This window comes from Lonsdalea britannica (genome assembly GCF_002111595.1).
Classification (GTDB): domain Bacteria; phylum Pseudomonadota; class Gammaproteobacteria; order Enterobacterales; family Enterobacteriaceae; genus Lonsdalea; species Lonsdalea britannica.
Window position 1 is genome coordinate 18,161 of sequence record NZ_LUTN01000010.1, and the last position, 12,376, is coordinate 30,536.

The 12,376-nt window shown below is 53.7% G+C and carries 12 protein-coding genes; 8 read left to right on the top strand and 4 right to left on the bottom strand.

Annotated elements, in window-relative coordinates; all coding sequences use genetic code 11:
- Window positions 1–5: 5 nt before the first annotated feature.
- The 5 genes from AU509_RS09790 (at window position 6) to ubiA (ending at window position 4,941) form a co-directional block, all read left to right on the top strand.
- Window positions 6–476, top strand: coding sequence for an FxsA family protein (locus tag AU509_RS09790; protein ID WP_085653475.1), 471 nt, complete (start codon window positions 6–8; stop codon window positions 474–476).
- Window positions 477–683: 207 nt separating this feature from the next.
- Complete coding sequence (locus AU509_RS09795; protein ID WP_026739589.1) at window positions 684–977, top strand: co-chaperone GroES; 294 nt, start codon at window positions 684–686, stop codon at window positions 975–977.
- Between the two features lie 45 nt (window positions 978–1,022).
- Window positions 1,023–2,666, top strand: a complete 1,644-nt coding sequence (gene groL, locus AU509_RS09800) for a chaperonin GroEL (RefSeq protein ID WP_085653474.1) — start codon at window positions 1,023–1,025, stop codon at window positions 2,664–2,666.
- Between the two features lie 874 nt (window positions 2,667–3,540).
- A complete protein-coding gene (gene ubiC, locus AU509_RS09805; protein WP_094118239.1) occupies window positions 3,541–4,062 on the top strand; it encodes a chorismate lyase in 522 nt (173 codons plus the stop codon).
- Window positions 4,063–4,077: 15 nt separating this feature from the next.
- A complete protein-coding gene (ubiA, locus tag AU509_RS09810) occupies window positions 4,078–4,941 on the top strand; it encodes a 4-hydroxybenzoate octaprenyltransferase (protein ID WP_094118240.1) in 864 nt (287 codons plus the stop codon).
- Window positions 4,942–4,987: 46 nt separating this feature from the next.
- Here the strand turns inward: ubiA and plsB are convergent, their stop codons facing one another.
- Entirely contained in the window at window positions 4,988–7,441 is a 2,454-nt protein-coding gene (plsB, locus tag AU509_RS09815) for a glycerol-3-phosphate 1-O-acyltransferase PlsB (RefSeq protein WP_094118241.1), read from the bottom strand.
- Window positions 7,442–7,571: 130 nt separating this feature from the next.
- Between plsB and AU509_RS09820 the strand changes: the two genes are divergently transcribed.
- Both AU509_RS09820 and lexA read left to right on the top strand, forming a co-directional pair.
- Window positions 7,572–7,940 carry a diacylglycerol kinase gene (locus AU509_RS09820; protein WP_176223473.1) on the top strand — a complete coding sequence of 123 codons (369 nt, stop codon included), beginning with the start codon at window positions 7,572–7,574 and terminating at the stop codon, window positions 7,938–7,940.
- 112 nt (window positions 7,941–8,052) lie between these two features.
- Window positions 8,053–8,664 (top strand): transcriptional repressor LexA, encoded by a 612-nt coding sequence (lexA, locus tag AU509_RS09825; protein ID WP_085653469.1) that lies wholly within the window; start codon window positions 8,053–8,055, stop codon window positions 8,662–8,664.
- A gap of 206 nt (window positions 8,665–8,870) precedes the next feature.
- Here lexA and zur read toward each other — a convergent pair whose 3' ends face one another.
- Together zur and AU509_RS09835 are read right to left on the bottom strand one after the other, a co-directional pair.
- Window positions 8,871–9,380 (bottom strand): zinc uptake transcriptional repressor Zur, encoded by a 510-nt coding sequence (gene zur / locus AU509_RS09830; RefSeq protein ID WP_094118242.1) that lies wholly within the window; start codon window positions 9,378–9,380, stop codon window positions 8,871–8,873.
- A gap of 85 nt (window positions 9,381–9,465) precedes the next feature.
- The gene (locus AU509_RS09835; RefSeq protein ID WP_094118243.1) at window positions 9,466–10,167 is read right to left on the bottom strand and encodes a pirin family protein; all 702 of its coding nucleotides are present in this window, start codon (window positions 10,165–10,167) and stop codon (window positions 9,466–9,468) included.
- A gap of 110 nt (window positions 10,168–10,277) precedes the next feature.
- On the opposite strand from AU509_RS09835, the gene AU509_RS09840 reads away from it, so the two are divergent.
- The gene (locus tag AU509_RS09840) at window positions 10,278–11,174 is read left to right on the top strand and encodes a LysR family transcriptional regulator (RefSeq protein WP_094118244.1); all 897 of its coding nucleotides are present in this window, start codon (window positions 10,278–10,280) and stop codon (window positions 11,172–11,174) included.
- Between the two features lie 82 nt (window positions 11,175–11,256).
- On the opposite strand, the gene AU509_RS09845 is transcribed toward AU509_RS09840, so the two are convergent.
- Window positions 11,257–12,246, bottom strand: coding sequence for a glutathione S-transferase family protein (locus AU509_RS09845; RefSeq protein WP_094118245.1), 990 nt, complete (start codon window positions 12,244–12,246; stop codon window positions 11,257–11,259).
- Between the last annotated feature and the right edge of the window lie 130 nt (window positions 12,247–12,376).

Here is a 12,376-nt window from a genome sequence, read left to right on the forward strand (position 1 = left end):
ACTGGGTGCGCTGGATACCTTTAATACTGATTTTCCTGTTGGCCTACATTGAAATCTTCATTTTCATTCAGGTCGCCCACGTGCTGGGTATCGCTATCACGTTGCTGCTGGTGGTGTTGACTTCCTGCCTCGGCGTTTCGCTGGTCCGTAATCAGGGAGTCAGAACCTTTGTTCAGATGCAGCGGAAAATCGAAGCGGGCGAGAGTCCGGCCGCAGAGATGGTGAAAAGCGTTTCGCTGGTGATGTCAGGATTTCTGCTGCTGGTGCCGGGGTTCTTCACCGACTTTCTTGGCCTGCTGCTGTTGCTGCCGGCGCTGCAAAAACATCTGACGTTGAAACTGATGCCGCATTTGCATCTTTGGCGCTCGCGCTCGGGTCCGGCAGGATCGCAGGGCGATGTCTTCGAGGGTGAATATCAACGTAAGGATCAACGCCCTGAACGACTTGAGAAACATGATGAAAATGACGACCGCTGATTCAGGCGGTCTTTTTTTATTAGCTATCTGATCTGCTGCGTTTTTTTTCGAGGGGTGTGAAAAAGCGCGAACAAAGCGAAAAAATTTTGCCTTCCTCCCTTGAAGCCCGTCGAAACGTCCCCACTTACTTTTCCACAAGGTCGGATATAAAAGCGTATCCGGCATGTTACCTAAACTGACATGGACTTTCTCAAAGGAGAGCTATCAATGAAAATTCGTCCATTGCATGACCGCGTTATCGTCAAGCGCAAAGAAGTTGAATCAAAATCTGCTGGCGGCATCGTTCTGACCGGTTCTGCAGCGGGTAAATCCACCCGTGGCGAAGTCCTGGCTGTGGGTCATGGGCGTATCCTGGAAAACGGTGAAGTTAAACCGCTGGATGTGAAAGTTGGCGATATCGTTATTTTCAATGATGGTTACGGCGTGAAGACAGAAAAAATCGACAACGATGAAGTCCTGATCATGTCCGAAGGCGACATTCTGGCAATCGTTGAAGCCTAATCGCGCGTAATCCTCTGAACTGAACGAATTTAAGGGAAACAACCAATGGCAGCTAAAGACGTAATTTTCGGTAACGACGCACGAGTCAAAATGCTTCGCGGCGTGAACGTACTGGCAGATGCAGTGAAAGTCACTCTGGGGCCGAAAGGTCGTAACGTAGTGCTGGATAAATCCTTCGGCGCGCCGACCATCACCAAAGACGGCGTGTCCGTCGCCCGCGAAATCGAACTGGAAGACAAGTTCGAAAACATGGGTGCGCAGATGGTCAAAGAAGTGGCTTCCAAAGCGAACGACGCTGCCGGTGACGGTACCACTACCGCTACCGTACTGGCGCAGTCCATCGTCAACGAAGGTCTGAAAGCCGTTGCCGCGGGTATGAACCCGATGGATCTGAAACGCGGGATCGACAAAGCCGTTATCGCCGCGGTCGAAGAATTGAAAAAACTGTCTGTGCCTTGCTCTGACTCCAAAGCCATTGCTCAGGTAGGTACCATCTCCGCCAACTCCGACGACACCGTGGGCAAGCTGATTGCTGAAGCCATGGAAAAAGTGGGTAAAGAAGGCGTGATCACCGTTGAAGAAGGCACTGGCCTGCAGGACGAACTGGACGTTGTTGAAGGTATGCAGTTCGACCGTGGTTACCTGTCTCCTTACTTCATCAACAAGCCGGAAACCGGTTCTGTTGAGCTGGAAAGTCCTTACATCCTGCTGGCTGACAAAAAGATCTCCAACATCCGCGAACTGCTGCCGGTACTGGAAGCCGTTGCTAAAGCCGGCAAACCGCTGCTGATCATCGCTGAAGACGTTGAAGGCGAAGCCCTGGCGACTCTGGTTGTGAACACCATGCGCGGTATCGTGAAAGTCGCGGCTGTGAAAGCACCGGGCTTCGGCGACCGTCGTAAAGCGATGCTGCAGGATATCGCGACGCTGACCTCTGGTACCGTGATCTCTGAAGAAATCGGTCTGGAACTGGAAAAAGCGACCCTGGAAGATCTGGGTCAGGCTAAGCGCGTTGTCATCACCAAAGACACCACCACTGTGATTGATGGTCTGGGTGAAGAAGCGACCATTCAGGGCCGTGTTTCTCAGATTCGTCAGCAGATCGAAGAAGCGACCTCTGACTACGATCGTGAAAAACTGCAGGAACGCGTAGCGAAACTGGCTGGCGGCGTTGCCGTTATCAAAGTCGGTGCGGCTACCGAAGTTGAAATGAAAGAGAAAAAAGCGCGCGTTGAAGATGCCCTGCACGCAACTCGTGCTGCGGTTGAAGAAGGCGTGGTTGCCGGTGGTGGTGTTGCGCTGGTTCGCGTGGCTAACGCCATCCGTTCTCTGACTGGCGAAAACGAAGATCAGAACGTGGGTATCCGTGTTGCGCTGCGCGCGATGGAATCCCCGCTGCGTCAGATCGTCGCCAACGCCGGTGAAGAGCCGTCTGTTGTTGCCAACAACGTGAAAGCGGGCGAAGGTAACTACGGTTACAACGCCGCGAGCGAACAGTACGGCAACATGATCGACATGGGTATCCTGGATCCGACCAAAGTGACTCGTTCTGCTCTGCAGTACGCTTCTTCTGTTGCTGGCCTGATGATCACCACCGAATGTATGGTGACTGATCTGCCGAAAGAAGATAAAGCGGACTTAGGCGCTGCAGGTATGGGCGGCATGGGCGGTATGGGCGGCATGATGTAAGATGCGTTAAGCATCGTATCATCAGCTCGGGGGCAGACTGACAGCGTGCTTCACGCCGCAGGTTTCCCCCAGGCCTTGATAGCCGATAAAAAACGACCGGGTCAACATTGACCGGTCGTTTTTTTATGTCTTGCGGCGATGCATTTTACTTGCGTTGTCGTTCACCTTGAGCCGACGCCATGCGCTGCGTCGGTTATGACAGGATATTGGCGGGACCTTAATTTTTGAGCAAAGAAATGGACGATTAAATACCCTTCATATAGAGAGGGAAAATAAAAGGAACGTCGTGGATGTCGCGAACAAAAAACGTCGCTTATCAATGACAAAGTTAATTGTATTTTGAGCGCAATCCTCGGTGCGAAATAAACCCGCGATGGGGGTTTATGAATAATACAGAGAAACCTTTAAAGAGATGGGGTTTGTTTTTTTGGCATCTGACGCACTGAAGTCTATTTCCTAAGGAGAGGGATTATCCATTATGATTGTATGGTTTTTTATCTCTACAATCAGACAATTAGCCTTTTTCATCGCAAGCTGTTCTAATCGCGAAAAGTGAAAATAAGCCGCCCTATTAATAGCTGGATTTTTATTGTATTAATAGCGCATTCAACGGGCGGTGACGCGTGAATACATTCTGGTGTCATTGCATTGAAATATGATGAAATTTAGATGTGTGGCAGGCATGAACTCGTTATCCTGACTCTATGTGGCTCGAAAACCGGTTATTGTCTTCAAGCGTGTTTTGGGCGTAAAGAAAGTATGAAAATCATGCAGATCATGCACCGCAAGGGCAGAACGGATTATCAGTGCGCTATTCTACGCTACAATGGAAATCGTTTACTTTATTTACTAAACCCGAGGCGAGGAGGGAACGATGACTGATGAGACTGTAGATCTCCTGCGCCCGGTGACATGGTGCGAGTTCGCCGATGTCCCCGCCGCCGTCGCCGATTGGCTTGGCCATCGAGATTCAATGACCACTCGCTTGGAAACGCATTGCCAGCGTCTTGATGTGGAAGTCACCCATGAAGGTTTTATCTCGCCTTCGGACTCAGGGGAGGCGTTACCTCTGTTGCCGGTCAGTGACCGCTTCTGGCTGCGGGAAGTGACGCTGTACGGCGACGGCAGGCCCTGGTTATTCGGTCGTACGGTGATCCCTGAGCGCACGCTGCAGATGTCCAACCTCGCGTTGGCACGCATCGGAAGTGCTCCGCTTGGGCGATATTTGTTTCAAGCTGGGACGCCAGAGCGTGACTTTATCAACCCGGGTCGTCGTGGCGATCTGTGGGCTCGCCGCTCACGGTTACGGTTGGCGGGTCACCCGTTATTACTGACAGAGATTTTTTTGCCTGATGCCCCTATTTATTCTCCGCTCAGTTCTGATGCTGAACGGTAGAGAGGAGACGATGCGTTGGAACGAATTTTAACGACAGGACGGTGGACGGCGTATTGTCGCCTGATGCGGATCGATAAGCCGATAGGATCTCTGTTGCTGCTGTGGCCGACGCTGTGGGCGTTATGGCTGGCGGGGCGAGGAGCGCCGGCGAGCTGGACGCTCTGGGTGTTTGTGTTAGGCGTCTTCTTGATGAGAGCCGCCGGCTGCGTCATCAATGATTATGCGGATCGTCATTTTGACGGTCATGTGAAGCGCACCGCATCGCGACCTCTACCCAGTGGCATGGTCAGTGAACAGTCCGCGAAAGCGCTATTCGTCATTTTAGCGCTGGTGGCGTTTGCGCTGGTGCTGACGTTGAACACCATGACGATCTGGTTATCGGTCGGCGGGCTGGTTCTGGCCTGGATTTATCCCTTTATGAAGCGGGTCAGCCACCTTCCTCAGGTTGTGCTGGGCGCGGCTTTCGGCTGGTCTATTCCTATGGCCTATTCCGCCGTTAGCGAGTCGTTGCCAATCAGCTGCTGGCTGATGTTTTTCGCCTATCTGTGCTGGACCGTGGCCTATGACACCGAGTATGCGATGGTGGACCGCGATGACGATCTCACTATCGGCGTGAAGTCGACCGCTATCCTGTTCGGTCGTTACGACACCGTTATTATCGGTATACTGCAGTTGTTGATGCTGGGAGCGATGGTGATTTTAGGACGTATTTCCGATCTTGGCGCTGTGTTCTATGGGGCGTTGCTGGTCGCTGCGGGATTGTTTGTTTATCAGCAAACGCTGATTGCGGGGCGGGAGCGAGATAATTGCTTCAAGGCGTTTCGCAATAACAACTACGTAGGGATGGCGCTGTTCATCGGGATCGTACTGAGTCTCTAGCAACAAGGCCTGCGGCAGACTTGCCGCAGGCACACATCCTCTCGTGTTACTTCACTTCTTTATTCTGCTGCGGCATCGTTTCGACGACGGCGGGACTTTCAATCGTCAATCTGACCTCGGGCGTAATGACATCGCCTAAAATCGCATAGATTGCCTGCACCTTCTCCAGAACCGCATCCCCGCTATCGCTGATGTAGCCTTCGCTACGCAGCGTATTGACCAGCGTCGAGAAGACGGCCTTATCAAAGAACTCCGGCGCGTTGATACCGTGTAGCAGGGACAGGCGCTGTGCCATCGCACGACTCTCTTTCTCCAGCGTGCCGCGATTGATCGTCGGATCGCCTTTGAGCAGCAGGAAAGTGATGGCGTACCGCTGCAGCGTTTCGATAACGCCGGCAGCCAGTAGTTGCAACGGGCGGCTACGTTCGCTATTCGGCGTCAGTGTTTCTCCTTCAATCACGATTAACTGCTGATTCGCCAGCTCGGACGTTAACGCCTGCAGCACATCGGCCAGTTGCTCGGTGTCGTAGTGCAGGAACAGTTCCGCCTTCAGCAAGGGATAAATCAAGGTGACCTGGCGCAACAGCTCGGCCTGCGTAATGTGTCGATGATGCACAATGATGCTGGCGATCAGAGACGGCAGGATCAGCAAGTGCTGGATATTGTTGCGGTAATAGGTCATCAGCACGGCCTGATCGCTTGGGAGGCTGATGATGGTGCCCAGCTTGTCGTTTTCAACCGTGAACTTGTCCATCTTCAGCGCATGATCGATCAGCTCGGCAGGCGTTTTATCCGGAGTCGTCGCGTTTTCGGTATACGGCACGTTGCGCATCAGATGCAGATAACATTCGAGCTGTTCTTCGAGCTGCGCACGGGTCATCGCGCGCTGTGGAGACACCAGCAGGGCGGTGGAACACAGGTTCATCGCGTTGGCCGCCGCCGCATTGTTGATGCGTACCATGATGTTGGAGGCGATGTCCTGCACGGTAGGCGTCAGCCAGGCGGGTCGCTGCGCTTCAATCGGGTCAATGGCGTCGCGCCACTGCGGCACCTTGTTGTTGAGATACGTCATCAACGGTAACGGTTCGCCAAAGTTGACGTAACCCTGACCCAGATTTCGCAGCTTGCGCAGCCCACGCACCATCTGGAGAAAACCTTCTTTTTCCTTGGTGGCGCCGCGCAGCTCCTTGGAGTACGTGCCGACTTCCATGACATGCTCGTAGCCGATGTAAATCGGCACCAGCGTGATGGGGCGTGTACCGCCGCGCAGCATGGCCTGCAACGTCATGGCCAGCGTACCGGTTTTCGGATCAAGCAGGCGACCAGTGCGTGAGCGTCCGCCCTCCACGAAGTACTCTACCGAATAACCGCGGGTGAACAGTTCACCGAGGTACTCGCGGAACAAGGTGGAATAGAGCTTGCTGCCTTTGAAGGTTCTGCGGATGAAGAACGCGCCCAGACGGCGGAAGATAGGCCCCGCCGGCCAGAAGTTCAGGTTAATGCCCGCGGCAATGTGTGGCGGCACCAGCCCCTGGTGATACAGCACATAAGACAGCAGCAGATAGTCCATGTGACTGCGGTGGCAGGGAATATAAACGATTTCATGGCCGTCCTGAGCCAGCTGTCGTACGCGCTCGGCGTTATGGACGTTAATCCCCTGATATAGCCGATTCCAGGTCCAGCCCAGCACACGGTCTGTCAGACGCACCGCTTCATAGGAGAAGTCGGCGGCGATCTCTTCCAGCATAGTAATGGCGTTCTGCTGGGCTTTTTCTCGGGAGATTTTCTTCGCTCGCGCCTCGTCATCTACCGCTTTAGCGATGGCTTTCGATGACAGCAGTTTTTTGAACAGTTCCTGCCTGACCGGCAGACGCGGACCAACGGCGGCCAGACGCAGACGGGCGAAATGCATCCGAGCCACACGCGCCAGCTTATGAGCGATGGTGGTGTCTGTGCCATGCTCTGTCGCCATGTAGCGCAGCGATACCGGCGTTGAAAAGCGCACGAAACTGTCGCGTCCAAGCCACAGAACCGCGAAAAATTTTTCGATACCGTTCAGCAGGCGAAGCTGAGGCGCTTCTTGCTGGTGGCCTTCACGGCCCGGCGAGCGACCAAACATGACTGAAACCGGCACCATCTGAACATCCAGCGACGGATTGTCGCGATGCAGATCCAGATAGTCATGAAAAAGCTTGATGGATTTCTCTTTGGGCACGTAATAGCGAAATACGCGCGGGCCGCTATTGACGAATACATAGCTCGGCAGCGCTTGACCGTCGACAATCAACGGTTCGAGCGGATCCTGCAGCCCCAACGCGAGGCACTTTTCGCGCAGCGTCAGTAAGTCCGCTTTGGAGTTATAGGGCAGAACGTAGAAAATAGGACGTGTAGGATCGATATCCAGCTCAGCAATCGGATCCAGAGGAATGATTTTGCTCTTTACCAAAAGTTTCAGAGGGAAATTCAATAATTTATAGTAGATTTTACGCCAACCTGACATAACAACTGAGAACCTCTTATTAGCAATGCGCCGCAAGGATAACAGAAACCTTATCGGATATCTGTGGTCATGAGACAATGGGGTGACGCGAAAATTGCGTTCGAAACTAAATAAAAAGGAGTAAGAAAGGATCATGAATAAGGCGACCGGGATTACCCGCCTTGTCAAGGCAACGGGCTATTCGTTGCAAGGACTCAAACAAGCATGGAGGCATGAAGCGGCCTTTCGTCAGGAAACTATTCTTACTCTGGCAGGCATTATTATTGCCTGTTGGTTGCCAGTTTCAATATTAGAAAGATTGTTATTGATTGGCTCAGTCGTGTTGATTGTGATCGTCGAGTTGCTGAACAGTGCTATCGAAGCTGTGGTGGACAGAATTGGCCCGGAATATCATGAGCTTGCAGGAAGAGCGAAAGATTTGGGCTCGGCGGCGGTGCTGGTTGCTTGCCTGCTAGCGGCCGTGGTTTGGGGTGTCTTGCTGTGGGGCCATTTTGCGTGACAGCTCTCATGAATGGCGCCGAAAAACAAGGTATAACGCGATTTCTCAGTTCCCATAGGCAGTTTCCCTGTATATACTCACAGCGAAACTGTATAAACAACCAGGGGGCGGAATGAAAGCTTTAACGACCAGACAACAGCAGGTTTATGATCTTATTCGCGATCATATCTCACAAACCGGTATGCCACCCACCCGAGCGGAAATCGCTAAACAGCTGGGATTCCGCTCACCCAATGCCGCTGAAGAACACTTGAAAGCCCTCTCCCGTAAAGGTGTGATTGAGATTGTCACCGGCGCGTCTCGCGGTATTCGTTTGTTGATGGAAGAAGAGTCTCTCGGACTGCCTTTGATCGGTCGTGTTGCCGCAGGGGAACCGCTGCTGGCGGAACAGCATATCGAATGTCATTATCAGGTCGATCCGGCCATGTTCAAGCCAAACGCCGATTTTCTGCTGCGAGTTAGCGGCATGTCGATGAAAGATATCGGTATTCTGGATGGCGATTTACTGGCTGTGCATAAAACGCAGGATGTTCACAACGGTCAGGTGGTTGTGGCGCGCATTGAAGATGAAGTGACGGTAAAACGATTGAAGCAGCAGGGCAACAAAGTACAGTTGTTGGCTGAAAATAAAGAGTTTTCACCTATCGTCGTCGATTTGAGCAAAGAAAACTTTTCCATTGAAGGGTTGGCCGTCGGCGTCATTCGCAATAGCGACTGGAGTTGATAGACTTGCTTGCTGAACGCCCCGTTTATGCATCTTCCGTTACGTTTGGTTTTTCTCGCTGAACGTAACGGGCGAAATAACATCCGAATCCAACGTTAATCGCAAGCCTGCTCGTTAATCCCTTCTTAATTCCTTTTATTCTCAGATTCCATGCTCAGTATCATCGTACGGCGCTGATTACATCTCCACTAAAAACCTCACGCGGCTCAGCGTTTTTTGATGACGATACTGTGATCGTGGTTGCAGCTATCACGATGTTCGCAGGCTTCGACTTTCCTGCATTCAACGCACAGGCCGTGCGCTTCCACTACACTGTGTCGTAGAGCGAATCCGGTCTGGAGCGCAATCTGCTGCAATATCTCTTCGACGCCCTCGGTGGGGCTTTCCGTTACCTGGCGGCAGCGGTCGCAGATAAATAACGCCGAGGTGTGGCTGTGTTCTTCAAAATGATGGCACAGCACGTAGCTGTTAGTGGATTCCACGCGGTGGATGAATCCCTGTTCAAGCAGGAAATCCAATGCGCGATAAACGGTGGGGGGCTTAGCCTGAGGTTCAGCGACACGCAGCAGGTCCAGCAGATCATAGGCGCTGATGGCACCGGGCTGTTGGGTCATCAGACGTAGCACTTCCTGACGCTGCGGCGTGAGTCGCACGTTGCGCTGCTGGCACAGTCGCTCAGCCTGGGCAAGAAGTTTGACCGGATCGGTTGAATCCATCGCTGTAACCCTGAAGAAAAGTGGTGAAGATAATGATTTATCTTACCATGACTCCGCAAAAACGCCGAGTCAGGCGGGGGATCCGTTACGCCACCAGGTCGATCAACAGCGCTCGCACCGGCGTTTTCGCATTCACTGTGATGGCGGTCTCTTGCTGAATAAAGGCACCGTCGCCGCAATGTAACGTCTTGCCCTCATCGGCATGACAGCGGAGGCCAAGCTCACCGTGGATGGACTGAATGTAGGCGCGATTCCCCTTCACGGAATGCGTCAACGACTCTCCCGCGGCCAGATCCAGATGGTAAACCCAAACCTGTTGTCTCAGGTGCAGACTGCCATTTTCGTCGTCTGGAGAAGCCAGCAGCTGACAGCGATCGCCGTTCAATGTCATACGCTGCAATGCGCGGTTTTCGCGTGTCGGGCAGGCGTCCAACCATAGTTGAATGCGGGTCAGCGGAGTATCGCTGGCAATATTCTGTTCGCTATAGCTGAGGTTGGGCTGGGTCGCCAACAACATGACGTCGCCGGCTGTGGCTTGTGTGTGGTTGCCGTTGCTGTTCCGATATTCGGCTTCGCCTTGCAGAATAAGATTAAGGATATCGACGCGCGGATAGGTGCGCGCCTGAAAGGCGGCCTTGGGGGCCAGGACTTCCTGATTTAATACCCGCAATGAGCCGAATCCCAGTAGGTCGGGGTCGAAGTAATGGCCGAAAGAAAAGGTGTATCGCGCCTGCAACCACCCGTAGTCAGCCTTGCCGCATTGCTCTGCTGCTCTGCTAATGATCATGGTGTCAGGCCCTCGTAATTAGTCGACTCTACAAGGGTAATAGGCTGGACGGTAGATTGTTAGCTAGTTAATCTGGTGGGGACGTTCAAAAATCCTGAATGAGAATATCTATGTCGAAAGATCGGGCGTTAACATTGGAAGCGTTACGGGTGATGGATGCTATCGATCGCCGGGGTAGCTTCGCGGCCGCGGCTGATGAGCTGGGCAGAGTGCCATCGGCGCTGAGCTACACCATGCAAAAATTAGAGGATGAACTGGACGTGGTGCTGTTCGACCGCTCGGGTCATCGCACCAAATTTACGAATGTGGGAAGGATGCTGCTGGAGCGTGGGCGAGTCCTGCTGGAAGCAGCTGATAAGCTGACGACGGACGCCGAAGCGCTTGCCCGCGGCTGGGAGACCCATGTCACCATCGTCGCGGAAGCCTTGGTGCCGACGGAGCGCCTTTTTCCGCTGCTGGACAAGTTGGCGCAAAAGGCCAATACGCAGGTCTCTATTCTGACCGAGGTGCTGGCAGGCGCCTGGGAACGGCTGGAACAGGATCGCGCCGACATCGTGATCTCACCGGATATGCATTTTCGTGCGACGTCGGAGGTCAATACGCGCAAGCTCTATTCGGTAAAATGCGTTTATGTCGCCAGCCCGGATCATCCCATCCATGACGAACCTGAACCGTTATCCGAAGTGACCCGAGTCAAATATCGGGGGATCGCTATTGCGGATACCGCGCGCGATCGCCCGGTGCTTACCGTACAGCTGTTGGATAAACAGCCTCGCCTGACGGTGAGTACGATGGACGATAAGCGCCGGGCTTTGCTTGCTGGATTAGGTGTTGCGACGATCCCCTACGAGTTGGTGGCTCAGGATATCGCTGAAGGACGTCTGCGCGTGGTGAGTCCGGAAAGCACTTTCGAAAGCCAGATCATCATGGCCTGGCGCCGTGACAACATGGGCGAAGCCAAGTCCTGGCTACTACGGGAAATCCCCAAAGTATTGCGTGAGCCCTGATCACGATCCAACGAGACGGTAGTGCGGAAATTCCCCCGTTCTGCCGTCTCGCGGAGACTGACCGTCATGTGGGTGACGGGAGTTAGCGGTGGAAGCGGCTCTCTCTGTCGTGCGGTTTGGTAAGTGACAGCTCTGGGCCGACGGAAATAATGCCGTAGGGGTTAATCGTGGCATGGCTACGGTAGTAGTGATGGCGTATGTGGTCCATATTGACCGTTTCCGCGATACCCGGCAGCTGATAAATATCCCGTGTAAACCCGTACAAATTCTCATAATCCGTCAAACGCCAGCGGTCGCACTTGAAATGGGTGTGATAGACCGGATCGAAGCGGACAAGCGTGGTCCACAGCCGCAGATCGGCTTCCGTCAGACGTGAACCGGTCAGATAACGTTGCTGACTTAGACGCTGCTCCAGCCGATCCAACGCGTCGAACAGCTGTGCGACCGCCTCGTCATAGGCGTTTTGCTGTGTGGCGAAACCCGCTTTGTAGACGCCATTGTTAACCTGGGGGTAAATCCACTCGTTCAGCTCCTCGATCTCTGTGCGCAGCGCCAGCGGGAAGTAATCGCCCGGCGTCGCCCCCACGTCGTCAAACGCGCTGTTCAGCATGCGGATAATATCCGCCGACTCGTTACTGACGATGGTTTGTTGCTGCGTGTCCCACAACACCGGCACGGTCACGCGGCCGCTGTAGTCTGGTTTGGCGTGCAGGTATAGCTGATAAAGGTAGCTGTGTTGATAGAGTCTGTCGCCGGTGGTTGCCGGGAAATCGGTCGCGAACGTCCAGCCGTGTTCCAGCATCAGAGGATGCACCACCGAGACGCCGATGTGCGTTTCTAATCCCTTCAGTTTGCGTAGCAGCAGCGCCCGGTGCGCCCACGGACAGGCAAGCGAAACGTACAGGTGATAGCGCCCAGGCTCCGCGCAAAATCCGCCTTCACCGCTGGGGCCGGGGCGGCCATCAGGCGTCACCCAATGGCGGAATGAGGTCTGTGGGCGTTGAAAATGTCCGCCCGTCGACGAGGTGTCATACCAGACGTCGTGCCATTGCCCTTCAACTAATTGTCCCATCGTGCTCTCCTCCCTTAAGTGGTATCGCGCAGAACGCCAGGTTATACCGGCTATCTCTTGAGTTCCAACCCGCCTGCGCGGAGCGGTTTGATGGCCGTGTTAATGCGCTTTTACACGGCCGGTTGGAATC

What these genes read in the sequence shown, in the direction of transcription:
- AU509_RS09795 (WP_026739589.1), top strand. Translation starts at nt 684, where the DNA reads ATGAAAATTCGTCCATTGCATGACCGCGTTATCGTCAAGCGCAAAGAA.
- groL (WP_085653474.1), top strand. Translation starts at nt 1,023, where the DNA reads ATGGCAGCTAAAGACGTAATTTTCGGTAACGACGCACGAGTCAAAATG.
- ubiC (WP_094118239.1), top strand. Translation starts at nt 3,541, where the DNA reads ATGACTGATGAGACTGTAGATCTCCTGCGCCCGGTGACATGGTGCGAG.
- plsB (WP_094118241.1), bottom strand. Translation starts at nt 7,441, where the DNA reads ATGTCAGGTTGGCGTAAAATCTACTATAAATTATTGAATTTCCCTCTG.
- lexA (WP_085653469.1), top strand. Translation starts at nt 8,053, where the DNA reads ATGAAAGCTTTAACGACCAGACAACAGCAGGTTTATGATCTTATTCGC.
- zur (WP_094118242.1), bottom strand. Translation starts at nt 9,380, where the DNA reads ATGGATTCAACCGATCCGGTCAAACTTCTTGCCCAGGCTGAGCGACTG.
- AU509_RS09835 (WP_094118243.1), bottom strand. Translation starts at nt 10,167, where the DNA reads ATGATCATTAGCAGAGCAGCAGAGCAATGCGGCAAGGCTGACTACGGG.
- AU509_RS09840 (WP_094118244.1), top strand. Translation starts at nt 10,278, where the DNA reads ATGTCGAAAGATCGGGCGTTAACATTGGAAGCGTTACGGGTGATGGAT.
- AU509_RS09845 (WP_094118245.1), bottom strand. Translation starts at nt 12,246, where the DNA reads ATGGGACAATTAGTTGAAGGGCAATGGCACGACGTCTGGTATGACACC.